We start from the raw sequence: 14,676 nt of genomic DNA, 5'->3' as shown, positions 1-14,676 counted from the left end.
GCGGCGGCCATTTACGACAACGCCGCCTTCACCAACCCACTCGCCTTGCTCATATCGAGATTCGCCGCATGCCGCGCCTTCAGCTCGGCCATGACGCGGCCCATGTCCTTCATGCCGGTCGCACCGAGTTCCGCCTTGATCGCCTCGATCGCGGCTTTGGTCTCGTCCTCGCTCATCGCTTGGGGCAGGAAGCGTTCGATCACCGCGACCTCGGCAGCTTCGGCGGCGGCGAGTTCGGGGCGGTTGCCCTGTTCGTACATCGCGATCGATTCGCGGCGCTGTTTCACCATTTTCTGAAGCACTTCGACCACCAGCGCGTCGTCGTCGGCGACGGGCGCCTGGGTGCGCGCCTCGATGTCGCGGTTCTTGATCGCGGCCTGGATCAGGCCGATCGCGGCGCGGGCTTCCTTGTCGCCGGCCTTCATGGCGGCGATCTGGGCGGACTTGATGTCGTCTCGAATCATGTGGCTCCGATAGCGACCTCTCCCGGTTGACGCGAGGGGGGCGGGGGTCTAGCGGCCACGGCTTAGCGACATCGCCAACCCAATTCAGGAGTCCCCGCCCGCAATGGCCGACGCCACGCCTTCGCACGCGCCCAAGCCCGATGGGGCTACCGGCGTCCTGGTCCTCGCCAGCGGCGACATCGCGTGGGGCCGAGGTTTCGGCGCCGAGGGGCAGGCGGTCGGCGAGGTGTGCTTCCACACCGCGATGACCGGTTACCAGGAGATCATGACCGATCCGTCCTTCGCGGGGCAGATCATCACCTTCACCTTCCCGCACATCGGCAACGTCGGCGTCAACCCCGACGACGTCGAGGCGGACCAGCCGCATGCGCTGGGGATGATCGTGCGCGAGGATCCGACCGCGCCGTCGAACTTCCGCGCGACGGAGAATCTGTCGGGCTGGATGAAGCGCCATACGCGCATCGGCCTCGCCGGCATCGACACCCGCGCGCTGACCAGGCGGATCCGGGCGGGCGGTGCGCCCAACGGCGTCGTGGCTCATTCGCCGAGCGGCGAATTCGACATCGACCTGCTGCTGAAGATGGCGCGCGGCTGGCCGGGGCTGGAGGGCATGGACCTCGCCAAGGACGTGACGCGCGAGACGCACGGCGGCTGGGAGGGCGGCATCTGGCGGCTGGGCTTCGGCTATGGCGCGGCAGAGGGCGGCGAGCGCCCGCATGTCGTGGCGGTCGACTATGGCAGCAAGTTCAACATTTTCCGCAACCTTGCCGAGGCTGGCGCGAAGGTCAGCGTGGTGCCGGCGACGGCGACCTTCGACGAGATCATGGCGCTGAACCCCGACGGCTTCTTCCTGTCGAACGGCCCCGGCGATCCAGCCGCAACCGGCGAGTACGCCGTGCCGGTGATCCGGCAGATGCTGGAGACGGGTAAGCCGCTGTTCGGCATCTGCCTCGGCCACCAGCTGCTCGCGCTGGCGGTGGGTGCGCGGACGACCAAGATGTTCCAGGGCCATCGCGGTGCCAACCATCCGGTCAAGCGCGTCGCCGATGGCGCGGTTGAGATCACCAGCATGAACCACGGCTTCGCGGTCGAACGCGACAGCCTGCCCATCAATGCGCGCGAGACGCATGTGTCGCTGTTCGACGGCTCGAACGCCGGGCTGGAACTGACCGACCGACAGGCGTTCAGCGTGCAGTACCACCCGGAGGCGAGCCCGGGGCCGCAGGATAGCCTGTATCTGTTCGAGAAGTTCGTAACTTCGTTGCGACATGAACCACGGCCGTAAGGCAACCTTCCCCTTCGATTCCTTGCCCTACGCGGCCATCAGCTTTTCGGCGGAAACACATGCCAAAACGCACCGACATCTCCACTATCCTCGTCATCGGCGCGGGGCCGATCGTCATCGGCCAGGCGTGCGAATTCGACTATTCGGGCACGCAGGCGATCAAGGCGTTGCGCGAGGAGGGCTATCGCATCGTCCTGGTCAATTCGAACCCGGCGACGATCATGACCGACCCGGAAGGCGCGGACGCGACCTATGTCGAGCCGATCACGCCGGAGGTGGTCGCCAAGATCATCGAGAAGGAACGGCCCGATGCCGTCCTGCCGACAATGGGCGGGCAGACCGCGCTCAATACCGCGCTCGCCCTCTTTCGCGACGGCACGCTGGAGAAGTACGGCGTTCAGATGATCGGCGCCGATGCGGACGCGATCGACAAGGCCGAGGACCGGCTGAAGTTTCGCGACGCGATGGACAAGATCGGGCTCGAAAGCGCCCGCTCGGCGATCGCGCATACCGAGGCGGAGGCGCTGGCAGGGCTGGAGAAGGTCGGCTTGCCGGCGATCATCCGACCCAGCTTCACGCTGGGTGGGACCGGCGGCGGCGTCGCCTATAATCGCGAAGAGTTCATCGAGATCGTCCGCAAGGGCCTCGACGCGTCGCCGACCACCGAGGTGCTGATCGAGGAATCACTGCTCGGCTGGAAGGAATATGAGATGGAGGTGGTTCGCGACCGCGCGGACAATTGCATCATCATCTGCTCGATCGAGAATATCGATCCGATGGGCGTCCACACGGGCGATTCGATCACCGTCGCGCCGGCGTTGACGCTGACCGACAAGGAATACCAGATCATGCGCAACGCATCGATCGCGGTGTTGCGGGAAATCGGCGTCGAGACAGGCGGTTCGAACGTTCAGTTCGCGGTCAACCCGAAGGACGGCCGCCTGATCGTCATCGAGATGAATCCGCGCGTGTCGCGGTCGTCGGCGCTGGCATCGAAGGCGACCGGCTTCCCGATCGCGAAGGTCGCAGCGAAACTGGCGGTCGGCTACACGCTCGACGAGATCACCAACGACATCACCGGCGCGACGCCCGCGAGCTTCGAGCCGACGATCGACTACGTGGTGACGAAGATCCCGCGCTTCGCCTTCGAGAAGTTCAAGGGTGCCGAGCCGATCCTGTCGACCGCGATGAAGAGCGTCGGCGAAGTGATGGCGATCGGACGAAATTTTGCCGAGAGTGTCCAGAAGGCGCTGCGCGGCCTCGAGACGGGGCTGTCGGGCTTCAACGTCGTCGACCGTCTCGTCGGCGCGCCGCGCGCCGAGATCGAGGCGGCACTGGCGCGAGCGACGCCCGACCGTCTGCTCGTCGCGGCGCAGGCGCTGCGCGAAGGCTTCACCGTTGCCGAGGTGCATGCGCTCGCGAAGTACGATCCCTGGTTTCTCGAGCAGATGGCGGCGATCGTTGCCGCTGAGGCTGAGGTGATGGACCAGGGCCTGCCGCAGGACGCGGCGGGTATGCGGCGGCTGAAGGCGATGGGCTTCTCCGACAAGCGGCTCGCCTGGCTGGCGCTGCAGTCGGCGAACCTGCGCGGCATGTCGCGCGGCATCGCGCGCGGCTCTGGGCTGATCCACGAAGTCGTCAAGGCGATGACGGGCGGCGTCACCGAGGACGAGGTGCGCGAGCATCGGTTGAAGCTGGGCGTACGTCCGGTGTTCAAGCGGATCGACACCTGCGCGGCTGAGTTCGACGCGAAGACGCCGTACATGTATTCGACGTATGAGGCGCCTAGCTTCGGCGAGCCGGAAGACGAGGCACAGCCGAGTGATCGTCGCAAGATCGTGATCCTGGGCGGCGGGCCGAACCGGATCGGGCAGGGGATCGAATTCGATTATTGCTGCTGCCATGCCTGCTTCGCGCTGGCGGACGCGGGATTCGAGACGATCATGGTCAACTGCAACCCGGAAACGGTGTCGACCGACTATGACACGTCGGATCGCCTCTATTTCGAGCCGCTGACCGCCGAGGACGTGCTGGAGATTCTGCGCGTCGAGCAGACGGCGGGCGAGCTGGTCGGCGTGATCGTGCAGTTCGGTGGCCAGACCCCGCTCAATCTCGCGCGCGCCCTGGAGAAGGCAGGTATCCCGATCCTCGGCACCAGCCCCGATGCGATCGATCTCGCCGAGGACCGCGAGCGTTTCGCTGCGCTGGTCAACAAGCTGGGCCTGAAGCAACCGGCCAACGGCCTGGCGCGCAGCCGGGACGAGGCGGTCGCGGCGGCGGAGCGGATCGGCTACCCCGTGTTGATGCGGCCGAGCTATGTGCTGGGCGGGCGGGCGATGGAGATCGTCGACAGCCTTCAGCAGCTCGACGACTATATCCAGACCGCGGTGCAGGTGTCCGGCGACAGCCCCGTGCTGATCGACCAGTATCTGCGCGATGCGATCGAGGTGGACGTCGATGCGATCTGCGACGGCGACGACGTCGTGGTGGCGGGCGTTCTTCAGCATATCGAGGAAGCCGGCGTCCATTCGGGTGACAGCGCCTGCACGATTCCGCCGTACAGCCTTCCGCCCGAGGTGATTGCCGAGATCGAGCGCCAGACCGATGCGCTCGCGCGAGCGCTGGGCGTCGTCGGACTGATGAACATCCAGTTCGCGGTGAAGGACGGCCAGGTCTATCTGATCGAGGTGAACCCGCGCGCCAGCCGCACCGTTCCCTTCGTCGCCAAGGCGATCGGCGCACCGATCGCAAAGATTGCGGCGCGGGTGATGGCGGGCGAGAAGCTGAAGGACCTGCCGGCGATCGATCGCGACATCGATTATTGGGCGGTCAAGGAAGCGGTGTTCCCCTTCGCCCGCTTCCCTGGCGTCGATCCGGTGCTGTCACCGGAGATGAAGAGCACGGGTGAAGTGATGGGCATTGATCCCGATTTCACCACCGCCTTCGCCAAGTCGCAGCTTGGGGCCTCAACGGTGCTACCCGATGGCGGCACGGTGTTCGTCAGCGTCAAGGACGGCGACAAGCCGCAGATCGTTCTAGCGGTGCGCGAATTGATCGGGCATGGCTTTCGCGTGCTGGCGACCGGCGGCACCGCCGATCACCTGGAACGGGCGGGCCTTTCAATCGAGCGGGTCAACAAGGTCGCACAGGGGCGGCCGCACATCGTCGACCGGATCGCGGACGGCGACGTCGACCTAATCTTCAACACGACCGAGGGTTGGCAGAGCCTGAAGGATTCGCAGCCGATTCGCGCCCAGGCGCTGTCGCGCAAGATCCCGTACTTCACCACGGCACCGGCCAGCGTCCAGGCGGCGCGGGCGATCGTCGCCGCGGCGACTCGGTCGCTTGAAGTCCGCTCCCTGCAATCTTATTATGGACAGTCGCACGACTGATCCCGACATAATGGCGTGAGGTGCGGGCGGGTTAAACGAAACCCGCGCGGGGCAGGAATTTGGGGACTTTACCATGGCGACCGTCGAGAAGATGCCGATGCTGCAGGAGGGCTATGAAAAGCTCAATGCGGACCTGAAGCGTCTGAAAGAGGAACGGCCGCACATCGTCGATGCGATCGAGGAAGCGCGCGCCCACGGCGACCTATCGGAAAATGCCGAATATCATGCGGCGAAGGAGCGGCAGGGCCAGATCGAGGCGTCGATCGCCGACATCGAGGACAAGCTGAGCCGCGCGCAGATCATCGATCCGAAGGATCTGTCGGGCGACAAGGTGGTATTCGGCGCCACCGTCACGCTGCTCGACGACGACGACAAGCCGGTGCGCTATCAGATCGTCGGCCAGACCGAGGCGGATGCGAAGACCGGGCGGATCAGCTATAATTCGCCGCTGGGTCGCGCCCTGATCGGGCGCAGGGTCGAGGACGAGGTCGAGGTGTCGGTGCCTGCCGGCGATCGCTATTACGTCGTCAACAAGATCGAGTTCATCTGACCAGGCGCTGTCCGGTCGAGGCTGCACGGGTGACCGCGTCGTGATCGGTCTACCGCCTTCCCTGACCGAGCTGATCGCCAATTGCGCCGTTGACCCCGTGCTTGCTGGCGAGGCGGGGGCAACCGTGCTCCGCCTCACCGCGAGCGACGGCGGCGTTCGTTACCTCAAGCATGGGATCGGCGACATTGCCGTCGACGTCGCCGACGAGGCGCATCGGCTGGCGTGGCTGCAGGGCAGAGTGCCATGCGCCGAGCCGATCCATTTCGTTCGGGCCGCTGGCGAGGCGTGGCTGCTGACCGGCGCTGTTGCCGGCCGGACGGGCGATGACTGGATCGAGCACAATCCGACGACGCTGCCGATGGTGATCGACGCCCTCGCCGGCTTTCTGCGCCAGCTTCACGCCCTGCCGGTCGACGAATGTCCGTTCGATGCCGGGGCTGGCGTTCGACTGGCGGCGGCGCGCCGGCGGATGACGGCGGGTGCGGTCGACCTCGACGATTTCGACGACGATCACGAGGGCTGGTCCGCCGAGCGGCTATGGGATGAGTTGATGTGTCTACGCCCAGGGTCGTACGAGCGGGTCGTAACCCATGGCGATTTCTCGCTCGGCAATGTGCTGATCGACGATGCGGGTCGCGTGACGGGTTGCATTGACGTCGGGCGGATGGGCGTTGCCGATCCGTACCAGGACATCGCCATCCTGTGGCAGAACCTGCGCGAATTCGGCGACAGCCATGCCGCTCGCTTCGTCAGCGCCTATGGCATTGACACGCTCGACCTGCAGCGGCTGGATTTCCACCGCTGCCTGGACGAGATGTTCTAGCCAAGTCCTACGAAGCGCTGGGCGGCGACAGCAGGTCGGGTTCGAGCAGACGATGAAGGTGGACCACGACGAAGCGCATCTCGGCGTCGTCGACGGTGCGCTGGGCGGCGGCACGCCACGCCTTTTCGGCACTGGCATAGTCGGGGAAGATGCCGACGATCTCGAGCGACGAGGGGTCGGCGAATTCCAGCGTTCGGGGGTCCGACACGCGGCCGCCGAAGACGAGATGCAGCTTGCTCATGCGCGGCCCCTTAGCGCGGGGCGACGCGGGGGTGAACCCCGCGTCGTCGATTCACGCGTTACGCTTAGCCGCCGACTTCGCCGCGGCGCTACCGGCGCTCGACAGCGCCTTCACCAGCCCATCGGCGAGACCGCGTGCCTGATCCTTGGCCGCGCCCTTGCTGATGCCGAGCTGGTCGAGTTCGGTCTTGCCCGCTTCTCGCGCCGCGCTGACGGCGGCACGCGCGCGCTCGCCGAGCTGGCGGCCGAGCGGTGCGAGCAGTTCCTTTTCCTTGGACGAGCGGGGAAGCAGGGCACCGGCGATCGCACCGACGGCCAGGCCGCCGGCGACGACGGCAAGCGGGTTCGACTCGATGCTTTGGCGGGCCTGGGTAGCCGCCTCGCGCGCGCGGTCGGCGGCGTCATGAAGCTGCGGATGGTCGGAATGGATCGTGGTATCAGGCATCGGTAGTTCCTTTGCGTGAGAAGAGGTCGGCGATGCGGTGCCGCGCGAGAAAAAGGCCGGCGACGGCGGACAGGCCAGCGACCGCGCCCGGATTGCGCCGTGCGGTTTCGACGCCGACCCGCGCCGCCTTGGAACCGGCGTCGGCCGCTTCGCGTGCGGCACGTTCGGCGAGCAGCTTGGGATTGAGGCGCTCCTGGAGCTGATTCAGCGTGCCGGTCAGCTGTTCACGCGCGGCAATTGCCCGTGCCTCTGCCTCGGCAAGCCGCTGGTGAGGATCGATGCCACCGCTCACGGCTTCGCCCCACCGAGGCGCGATTTGCCGATCAATGCCAGCACGCCGGCTACCACCAGCGTCACGCCAACGACCACGAGCGTCGCATATCCGGGGCCGATCACGGTGGCGAGCGACAGGATCAACCCGACGAGCAGGGCGATGAACGCCCCCAGCGCCAGCACGCCGGCGATGGCGAAGAACACGATCGCGCTTTTATAGGCGGATGTCTTGGCGCCGATACGAGCCTTTACTAGCTCGACTTCGGCGCCGGCCAAAGACCGGGCCTCGTCGACCAGTCGCGAGACGAGCGTCGCCACCTTTTCCTCCGTCGGCGCAAGACCAGCCAAGGCGCGTCAGGCCCGGTCGCTGTCGAGGCCGGCCTGCACCAGCCGCGCGACGACGAAGCCGAGCGCAGCGGCGACGCCGACGGCGACGCCGGGGCTCTTGCGCACCAGCTCGCGAACGTCGTCGAAGACCTGATCCACATCTTTGTTGCGCAGATCGGCGGAGAAGCTCGAAACCGCATTGGCGGCCGAACGCGCGTAGTCGCCATATTGGGCGCCCAGCTTGTCGTCGACCTGGGCTGCAGCATCATTGAGCAGCTGCGAGAATTGATCGAGCTGACCCGTGGCGCGCTCCTTACCGGTATCGGCGAGGGTACGGATGCGGTCGGTCGCCTGCTCCGAATATTTCTGGGCGCCGTCCTTGAGCGCCTGCTTCGCGTCCGCCGCTCGGCTGGAGGCGTCATCGGCAGCCGACGAGAATTCGACGCCGGCGTTCTTCAGCGGCTCCGCCGGCTGGAAACTGGCACCGGCGGGTGGTGTGTCGAGATCGCTGCTGCCCAGCGGTTTGAGATCATTGTCGGCCATGGGGTGAGCCCTCCTCGATAAGTTGCCCAACAACCCCGCCGGGCAAGGCGTTGTTCCCCGCCGCTGGCGATTGCCGCCTGCGGACGGGGGCGATAGAGCCGGCGCGAGCACCACCCGATCTAGGAGCACCGTTACGTGACCGCAATCATCGACATCCACGCGCGCCAAATCCTCGACAGCCGTGGCAACCCGACGGTGGAGGTCGACGTGCTGCTGGAGGACGGCAGCTTCGGCCGCGCTGCGGTGCCCTCGGGTGCCTCGACCGGCGCGCACGAGGCGGTCGAGAAGCGCGATGGCGACAAGAGCCGCTGGGGCGGCAAGGGCGTCGACCAAGCGGTCGAGGCGGTCAATGACGAGATCGCCGAGGCGGTCGTCGGGCTCGATGCGGAGGACCAGCCCGATCTCGACGCGGCGATGATCGAGCTGGACGGGACCGACAACAAGGGCCGGCTGGGCGCCAACGCGATCCTGGGCGTCAGCCTGGCGGTGGCGAAGGCGGCGGCGGATGCGCGCGGGCTGCCGCTGTACCGCTACGTCGGCGGGGTCAATGCGCATGTCCTGCCGGTGCCGATGATGAACATCATCAACGGCGGCGAGCATGCCGACAATCCGATCGACTTCCAGGAATTCATGATCGTGCCCGTTGGCGCCGACAATATCGTTGAGGCGGTGCGGTGCGGGTCGGAGATATTCCACACGCTGAAGAAGGCGTTGCACGACAAGGGGCTGGCGACCGGTGTCGGCGACGAGGGCGGTTTCGCACCGAACATCGCGTCGACGACCGAGGCGCTCGACTTCATCATGCAGTCGATCGAGAAGGCGGGCTATACGCCGGGTGACGACGTGATGCTGGCGCTCGATTGCGCCGCCACAGAATTCTACAAGAACGGTCGCTACGAGATCGCCGGCGAGGGCAAGTCGCTCGAAAGCGGGGCGATGGCCGAGTATCTGGCGGACCTCACCCGCCGCTATCCGATCTTCTCGATCGAGGACGGTATGGGTGAAGACGACTGGGAGGGCTGGAAGGCGCTGACCGATCTGATCGGCGACAGCGTCCAGTTGGTCGGCGACGACCTGTTCGTCACCAATCCCAAGCGACTGAAGCGCGGCATCGATGGCGGCTACGCCAATTCGCTGCTGGTGAAGGTCAACCAGATCGGCACGCTGACCGAGACGCTGGACGCCGTCAGCCTGGCGCAGCGGTCGGGCTATACCGCGGTGATGAGCCATCGGTCGGGCGAGACCGAGGACGCGACGATCGCCGATCTGGCGGTCGCGACCAACTGCGGTCAGATCAAGACGGGCAGCCTGGCGCGGTCGGACCGGTTGGCGAAGTATAACCAGCTCATTCGAATTGAAGAGGAATTGGGCTCGATTGCGCGCTATGCCGGTCGCGACGTGCTGCGGAAGCGCTGAAGGGACCAGGGGCGATGAAAGCGACGAAGACGCGGATCACCAAGGGATCGGCACTCGGCAAGACGCTGCGCCGGGCGGCACTGCCCGCGGCGGGGTTGGTGCTGATGGCGTTCTTCGGCGCCTATGCGGTGCTCGGGCCCAACGGCATCCTGGCCTATGGCGATTACAAGCGGCAACTGGTGAAGCGCGAGAAGGACTATGCCGCGCTCGACGCCAAGCGGACGGTGTTGAAGAACCGGGTCGCGCTGCTCGATCCGGATCATGCCAACCCGGACATGGTCGACGAGATGGTCCGCAAGGAGCTGAATGTTGCGCACCCGGATGAGGTGATCGTTCCGCTGGGAAACCAATGACTTATCGACCGAGATGCTGAAACGAATTCAGCATGACGGACTAGGATAAAGGGGCGGTTCATCGGACCGCCCCTTCGTCGTTCAGCGGCCGAGGAACGTCAGCAGGTCGTTGGTGAAGCGATCGCTGTGCGTCGCGGTGAGGCCGTGCGGCGCACCGTCGTACTCGACCAGCTGGCTGTTCGCGATGCCGGCGGCGGCGGCGCGGCCCGCGGCGTCGATGGGCACGGTCTTGTCCGAGGTGCCGTGGACGATCAGCGTGGGCACGCGGAAGCTGGCGAGATCGGGGCGGAAGTCGGTGCTGCCGAAGCTTTCTGCGCACGCCAGGATCGGCTTCAGCCCGGCCTGGTTCTGCGCCCACCAGGCCCAGTCGACCTGGCCCTGGCTGACCGGATGCTCGATCAGGCCGACGCCGTAGAAGTCCTTGAAGAAGCTCTGGAAGAAGCCGTACCGATCCTTCTTGATCCCCTCGCCGATGGCATTGAGCTTGTCGCCCGGGGTGCCGTCGGGATTGTCGTCGGTCTGGAGCATATAGGGCACGACCGACGCGATCAGGCCGGCGGCGACGACGCCCTTGCCGTCGTGACGGCTCATGTAGCGGGCGACTTCGCCGCCGCCCATCGAGAAGCCGACGAGCGTCGCGTCCTGCTCCGCGCCGGTCTCCTTCAGCACGTCGGCGAGGTCGTCGGTGAGCGTGTCATAGTCGTAGCCAGAGAAGGGCTGGCCCGACCGGCCGAAGCCGCGACGGTCGTAGGCGATCGCGCGGAAGCCCGCGTCGGCCAGCGCCATCGCCTGCTCGTCCCAGCTGTCGGCGTTGAGGGGCCAGCCGTGAATGAGGACCACGGGACGCCCGCTGCCCCAATCCTTGACGTAAATGTCGGTGCCGTCGCGGGTTTTGATATAAGGCATGACGCTCTCCGGTAAATGATGGAACGGCAACGGGTTGGCGGCGGGGCCGTTCCCACCGCGTTGTTGCGCGAAGGTTTTGGTCAGTCGGCCAACGCGTTCGCCAGCTGAGCCTTTGTCATCGACGAGCGACCGGGGATGTCGCGCTTTTTCGCCTCGGCATAGAGATCGGCCTTGGTGCAATGATCGCGATATTTGGCGGTTTTCTCGGCAACCTGCTTGGGCTGCCTGGAGAATTGCTTGCCCTTGGCGGTGTCGGCGCGCTTCCTGGCGGTGGTCTTCTTATACTCCTCGTCGCTCAGCGCCTCGCGCGCCTTCTTCGGCAGATAGCGTTCGTGGGTGTCGCCGCTCTTCTTGCCCGACTTGGTGCCCCACTCCTCCTCGGTCCATTCGTGGAGCGAGTTGTGCTCGTCCTTCTCACCAACATAGCCACCGCCCTTTTTCTTATACTCGGCGACCGCCAATTGCGCCTTGCGGGCGGACCATTCGCCCTTGTCGCCGCCCTTCGATCCGGCGATGACCTGCTTCTTAACCTTCTCCCACAGCTTGGGATCATCGCGTTCGGCGGTGGTGCTCATCCGACGGGAACGGCGAGCTAACACAGGTGTTCCGTCCACACGCACTTGCTGCAGCGCAACAAAAAGGGCAGAAGGACGGCCATGAACAACAGCGCGACCCTGCAAAGCGCGCCGACCACGCCGGCGCCGTCCCCAACCGTCATCTTCGAGGCGATCGTCAAGCGCCAGGCGGTGACCGCGACGTACAACCGCGGCGAGGTGGTGCTGGCACCGCACATGATCTTCACCAAGCATGACGAGATCTACATCGACGCGGTGACGGTGGAGCGTGACGGCAAGCCGCCGCGCGAGGAGAAGCTGGGCCAGTTCAAGCTCGCCGGGCTGGTCGGCCTGCGCATCACGCCGCGCCGCTTCGTGCCGAGCGCGCTGTTCGATCCGACCGACGAGAAGTACGGCGGCAACGCGCTGATGGCGGTCGAGCGGGGCTGAGCCTGGCCGCCGCGCGGATGGCGGCAAGGTAACGAAGGTAAGCACCCATATGCGGGGACGTCATGCCGGATCGTCGAGGCGATCGCGGCTGAACGCCGGACCCAGGGTGCCGGGCGCCGCGAAGGCGCGCAGCGCGACGACCAGCAACTTGTTGTCGAACACCCGCCGCGCGCCGACGCGCTTGCCGCGGTGGAAGACGGGGACGAGCGTGCCGTGGATGGCGCGCTCGACCGCGGTCGAGCGGGCATGCGCCTGGCCGGAGCCGACGGCGCGGTCCCAGGCGATGGCGAATTCCTCAGCGCCGGCGCGCTTGCGCAGCGCATAGGCCGATTTGGCGGACATCCCCACCTCGCGCGCGGCGACGCTGACGAGGCCGATCATCGCGAGCGCGGCGATGAACCTGCGTTGGCGTTCGGGCGTCCAGCCGTTGTGGCGGGCGCGGGACGTGGGGACGGGGGTGAAGGCGAGGGGGTCTTCGTCGGCCATGCCGGGGTTAGGGCATGGGTTTTCCTACATTGGAAGGGCGAGTGTTCCCAATCTACCTACACGCTATCGCACGCCGGTGCGTTGAGAATGCGAGCCATGCCGACTGGTTGATATTCCGCAAGTTGCATCTTGCCGAGCACCAGGTCCCTCAGCACGTCCCACGTCACCCGTTGACAGTGCCGACTTGCAAATTCCTTCAGAATATCCCGCCCTCGAAAAGTACTGCGCCATTCATCTGTACCGAGATCTCGAGTGAGGGTTTCGCGAGTGGACGTAGAACGCATGCTAATTTGCTCAGGCGAAAGCTGATTGGAAAGTAGATTGACGCATCGATCGACACTAGCCTTAGCGGCATCAACCACTCGGATCGCCATAAAGGGAGTGTCACGCGGCGTGTTCACGCGCACTGCATTTCTTAGCAGTCGTGAGGACCAGCTTTCGACGTCGTGTCTGACCAGCTCGTCAAGCCTTGCCCGCGCTGACTCTCGGAGCCAATTATATATGTCCAGTTCACTTACAGTCAGTTTAATCTCATTCAATTCAATGAGTACAGCTCGAATGAAAGTAGGCTCAAGGAGATAGTTTTCTATATGATAGCAATCCCATGTGAATGAATTTGGGGGAGGAAATTCTTCACTGTAGCCCATATCCCGATCAGTTATAGATGCAACATTGTGAAATAGGCCACTTTGCGTAGCTACTTTGTGGAGTACGCTATGCAGCTTCCGGACTCGGCTCCGATTGTCAGAGGATATCAAATTTACGCGCGACGCAAAATCGGGAAATAACTTAGTTACGACGGAGGCGTCGAATTCACTATCCCCGCCCCCTTCTAGGAGTACCAACTTGCCCCGAGGTTTGTAAGCCGCAAGATCCCCCACGAGATCTATTATTGCTCGATCAACGTCATTGCTTCCAACGATTTGCGTTGCTTGAGGAGACCCTTCTGGGTAGCTGCCTGCCGTTTGCATATGGTACACGCTAAAACCAGGTGCAGCGACTGATTGGCGCAGAATGGTGTCTGAGTGCGTAATAAGCCACAGCTGATTGTTAAATGCTGAGCCAAAATGCTTTGAGTAAAAATGCGGCAACCCATCGGTCAGTCGAGGGTTCAGGTGCAGTTCGGGTTCATCAATCATTATGATCGAGTTGCGTCGCTCCGAATTCCGTAAGCGTAAATAACCGTAAATCAACTCCTTTTCACCAGAGCTGAGTTCTGCAATGTCGTGCTTGCCGGCTGGGGTTGAAACATCGAACGTTAGTCCACCATCGGCTGTAGGCTTGAGCCCATCAAATGTCTTACCTGGTATGAATCGCTGAAATAACTCATGAACGGTGCGTTCGAGGGCGATATCCCCGTGATCTGGCTGCTGGCCTGTCGCAGCCTCGGCGAGAAGCCTGTTCACAAAAGACGATGCCAACTCCGACTTTATATTAGAAACCTTCCCGGCCGTCTGGTAAAGCGCACTACTATGTTGCTGTGCGCGTTGCTGACGCACTTGGAGTGTTATGCCTCCGACAGTCTCGCGACCAAAAGCGCGTTGCGGACCGTAATAATCGATTATTCCCAAGTCGGGAGGTAAAAACATTGAGAGATACACGTTAAGTAGAAACGGGGCGTTGGTTTGTAGATCGCCAGTGGGTGAAATGGACATTGTGGCGACACAGCTATTTTCACTTACCTGCTGCAGGAAAACCTCTCGATGATTGTGGACTGACTGCCAAATCTCGCCCGAATGGGTGCGAAAATCATCAGATAGGCGAAATCCGTCGTAATTGAAATAGTGCCTCATCATTTGATCGGAAGCGCGTTGGCGAAAAAAATAAAATGACAATAATTGTTCTACGTTGTCTCGAAGAAACCGGCGCTCGTTCGAGGCAAAATCAACGGTGGCCGTTACTGCCAACGACCGGGTCGGCGTTTGAAGCATCGTTTTAAGAGACTCGGTGGACTCTGAGAATCCGAGCTCCTGTAGGCTTACACGGAGCTCGTCACGTTGATAGGCGCCTATCGCGGATTTCCATAGCCGAACAGCGTCGAGGATTGTCGACTTGCCACAACCATTCGGTCCTGCAATCACTACAACGTCCTGCAAACCCTCAAGCGCTACGCTGTCAACTGCTTTGAAATTCTCGACGTAGAGGTTGCTGAATCGCATTGCCCAACCC

Annotated in this window: 17 protein-coding genes; 7 read left to right on the top strand and 10 right to left on the bottom strand. The window is 63.8% G+C overall.

The window, feature by feature from the left end; translation table 11 throughout:
* Positions 1-11: 11 nt before the first annotated feature.
* Positions 12-464 (bottom strand): GatB/YqeY domain-containing protein, encoded by a 453-nt coding sequence (locus tag GGQ80_RS04240; protein ID WP_183982647.1) that lies wholly within the window; start codon positions 462-464, stop codon positions 12-14.
* A 103-nt stretch (positions 465-567) separates the two neighbouring features.
* Here GGQ80_RS04240 and carA point away from each other — a divergent pair, with 103 nt between their 5' ends.
* From carA to GGQ80_RS04220, 4 genes are all read left to right on the top strand, one after another.
* Complete coding sequence (carA, locus tag GGQ80_RS04235; RefSeq protein WP_183982646.1) at positions 568-1,749, top strand: glutamine-hydrolyzing carbamoyl-phosphate synthase small subunit; 1,182 nt, start codon at positions 568-570, stop codon at positions 1,747-1,749.
* A gap of 59 nt (positions 1,750-1,808) precedes the next feature.
* Entirely contained in the window at positions 1,809-5,141 is a 3,333-nt protein-coding gene (carB, locus tag GGQ80_RS04230) for a carbamoyl-phosphate synthase large subunit (protein ID WP_183982645.1), read from the top strand.
* A gap of 73 nt (positions 5,142-5,214) precedes the next feature.
* A complete protein-coding gene (gene greA, locus GGQ80_RS04225; RefSeq protein WP_183982644.1) occupies positions 5,215-5,691 on the top strand; it encodes a transcription elongation factor GreA in 477 nt (158 codons plus the stop codon).
* A 40-nt stretch (positions 5,692-5,731) separates the two neighbouring features.
* Positions 5,732-6,514, top strand: coding sequence for an APH(3') family aminoglycoside O-phosphotransferase (locus GGQ80_RS04220; RefSeq protein ID WP_183982643.1), 783 nt, complete (start codon positions 5,732-5,734; stop codon positions 6,512-6,514).
* Between the two features lie 7 nt (positions 6,515-6,521).
* Here GGQ80_RS04220 and GGQ80_RS04215 read toward each other — a convergent pair whose 3' ends face one another.
* The 5 genes from GGQ80_RS04215 to GGQ80_RS04195 are packed head-to-tail and all read right to left on the bottom strand — an operon-like array spanning position 6,522 to position 8,342.
* The gene (locus GGQ80_RS04215) at positions 6,522-6,755 is read right to left on the bottom strand and encodes a DUF4170 domain-containing protein (RefSeq protein ID WP_183982642.1); all 234 of its coding nucleotides are present in this window, start codon (positions 6,753-6,755) and stop codon (positions 6,522-6,524) included.
* 51 nt (positions 6,756-6,806) lie between these two features.
* The gene (locus GGQ80_RS04210) at positions 6,807-7,199 is read right to left on the bottom strand and encodes a hypothetical protein (RefSeq protein ID WP_183982641.1); all 393 of its coding nucleotides are present in this window, start codon (positions 7,197-7,199) and stop codon (positions 6,807-6,809) included.
* On the bottom strand, positions 7,192-7,491 hold the full coding sequence (locus tag GGQ80_RS04205) for a DUF3618 domain-containing protein (RefSeq protein WP_343050828.1): 300 nt from the start codon (positions 7,489-7,491) through the stop codon (positions 7,192-7,194). The genes GGQ80_RS04210 and GGQ80_RS04205 overlap by 8 nt, the downstream gene beginning before the upstream one ends.
* Positions 7,488-7,790: a phage holin family protein gene (locus tag GGQ80_RS04200; RefSeq protein WP_343050827.1), complete on the bottom strand. Its 303-nt coding sequence runs from the start codon at positions 7,788-7,790 to the stop codon at positions 7,488-7,490. The genes GGQ80_RS04205 and GGQ80_RS04200 overlap by 4 nt, the downstream gene beginning before the upstream one ends.
* Positions 7,791-7,826: 36 nt before the next feature.
* Complete coding sequence (locus tag GGQ80_RS04195; protein ID WP_246346852.1) at positions 7,827-8,342, bottom strand: hypothetical protein; 516 nt, start codon at positions 8,340-8,342, stop codon at positions 7,827-7,829.
* A 135-nt stretch (positions 8,343-8,477) separates the two neighbouring features.
* On the opposite strand from GGQ80_RS04195, the gene eno reads away from it, so the two are divergent.
* The gene (gene eno / locus GGQ80_RS04190) at positions 8,478-9,758 is read left to right on the top strand and encodes a phosphopyruvate hydratase (RefSeq protein ID WP_183982639.1); all 1,281 of its coding nucleotides are present in this window, start codon (positions 8,478-8,480) and stop codon (positions 9,756-9,758) included.
* A 14-nt stretch (positions 9,759-9,772) separates the two neighbouring features.
* On the top strand, positions 9,773-10,111 hold the full coding sequence (locus tag GGQ80_RS04185) for an FtsB family cell division protein (RefSeq protein ID WP_246346850.1): 339 nt from the start codon (positions 9,773-9,775) through the stop codon (positions 10,109-10,111).
* Positions 10,112-10,192: 81 nt separating this feature from the next.
* On the opposite strand, the gene GGQ80_RS04180 is transcribed toward GGQ80_RS04185, so the two are convergent.
* Entirely contained in the window at positions 10,193-11,017 is an 825-nt protein-coding gene (locus GGQ80_RS04180; protein ID WP_183982638.1) for an alpha/beta fold hydrolase, read from the bottom strand.
* Positions 11,018-11,097: 80 nt separating this feature from the next.
* On the bottom strand, positions 11,098-11,592 hold the full coding sequence (locus GGQ80_RS04175; protein WP_183982637.1) for a hypothetical protein: 495 nt from the start codon (positions 11,590-11,592) through the stop codon (positions 11,098-11,100).
* Positions 11,593-11,673: 81 nt separating this feature from the next.
* On the opposite strand from GGQ80_RS04175, the gene GGQ80_RS04170 reads away from it, so the two are divergent.
* Complete coding sequence (locus tag GGQ80_RS04170) at positions 11,674-12,021, top strand: WYL domain-containing protein (protein ID WP_183982636.1); 348 nt, start codon at positions 11,674-11,676, stop codon at positions 12,019-12,021.
* Between the two features lie 60 nt (positions 12,022-12,081).
* Here GGQ80_RS04170 and GGQ80_RS04165 read toward each other — a convergent pair whose 3' ends face one another.
* Both GGQ80_RS04165 and GGQ80_RS04160 read right to left on the bottom strand, forming a co-directional pair.
* Positions 12,082-12,507: a hypothetical protein gene (locus tag GGQ80_RS04165; RefSeq protein ID WP_183982635.1), complete on the bottom strand. Its 426-nt coding sequence runs from the start codon at positions 12,505-12,507 to the stop codon at positions 12,082-12,084.
* Positions 12,508-12,563: 56 nt separating this feature from the next.
* On the bottom strand, positions 12,564-14,666 hold the full coding sequence (locus tag GGQ80_RS04160; RefSeq protein ID WP_183982634.1) for an AAA family ATPase: 2,103 nt from the start codon (positions 14,664-14,666) through the stop codon (positions 12,564-12,566).
* Between the last annotated feature and the right edge of the window lie 10 nt (positions 14,667-14,676).

Origin of the sequence: Sphingomonas jinjuensis (assembly GCF_014197105.1) — a bacterium.
In the GTDB taxonomy this organism is placed as follows: Bacteria; Pseudomonadota; Alphaproteobacteria; order Sphingomonadales; family Sphingomonadaceae; genus Sphingomonas; species Sphingomonas jinjuensis.
The sequence above is the reverse complement of the archived record's forward strand: the minus strand, read 5'-3'. Positions and strand labels throughout refer to the sequence as shown.

Coding starts and splice junctions, on each gene's coding strand:
- GGQ80_RS04240 (WP_183982647.1), bottom strand. CDS start 464: ATGATTCGAGACGACATCAAGTCCGCCCAGATCGCCGCCATGAAGGCC.
- carA (WP_183982646.1), top strand. CDS start 568: ATGGCCGACGCCACGCCTTCGCACGCGCCCAAGCCCGATGGGGCTACC.
- carB (WP_183982645.1), top strand. CDS start 1,809: ATGCCAAAACGCACCGACATCTCCACTATCCTCGTCATCGGCGCGGGG.
- greA (WP_183982644.1), top strand. CDS start 5,215: ATGGCGACCGTCGAGAAGATGCCGATGCTGCAGGAGGGCTATGAAAAG.
- GGQ80_RS04215 (WP_183982642.1), bottom strand. CDS start 6,755: ATGAGCAAGCTGCATCTCGTCTTCGGCGGCCGCGTGTCGGACCCCCGA.
- GGQ80_RS04210 (WP_183982641.1), bottom strand. CDS start 7,199: ATGCCTGATACCACGATCCATTCCGACCATCCGCAGCTTCATGACGCC.
- GGQ80_RS04195 (WP_246346852.1), bottom strand. CDS start 8,342: ATGGCCGACAATGATCTCAAACCGCTGGGCAGCAGCGATCTCGACACA.
- GGQ80_RS04185 (WP_246346850.1), top strand. CDS start 9,773: ATGAAAGCGACGAAGACGCGGATCACCAAGGGATCGGCACTCGGCAAG.
- GGQ80_RS04180 (WP_183982638.1), bottom strand. CDS start 11,017: ATGCCTTATATCAAAACCCGCGACGGCACCGACATTTACGTCAAGGAT.
- GGQ80_RS04175 (WP_183982637.1), bottom strand. CDS start 11,592: ATGAGCACCACCGCCGAACGCGATGATCCCAAGCTGTGGGAGAAGGTT.
- GGQ80_RS04170 (WP_183982636.1), top strand. CDS start 11,674: ATGAACAACAGCGCGACCCTGCAAAGCGCGCCGACCACGCCGGCGCCG.
- GGQ80_RS04165 (WP_183982635.1), bottom strand. CDS start 12,507: ATGGCCGACGAAGACCCCCTCGCCTTCACCCCCGTCCCCACGTCCCGC.
- GGQ80_RS04160 (WP_183982634.1), bottom strand. CDS start 14,666: ATGCGATTCAGCAACCTCTACGTCGAGAATTTCAAAGCAGTTGACAGC.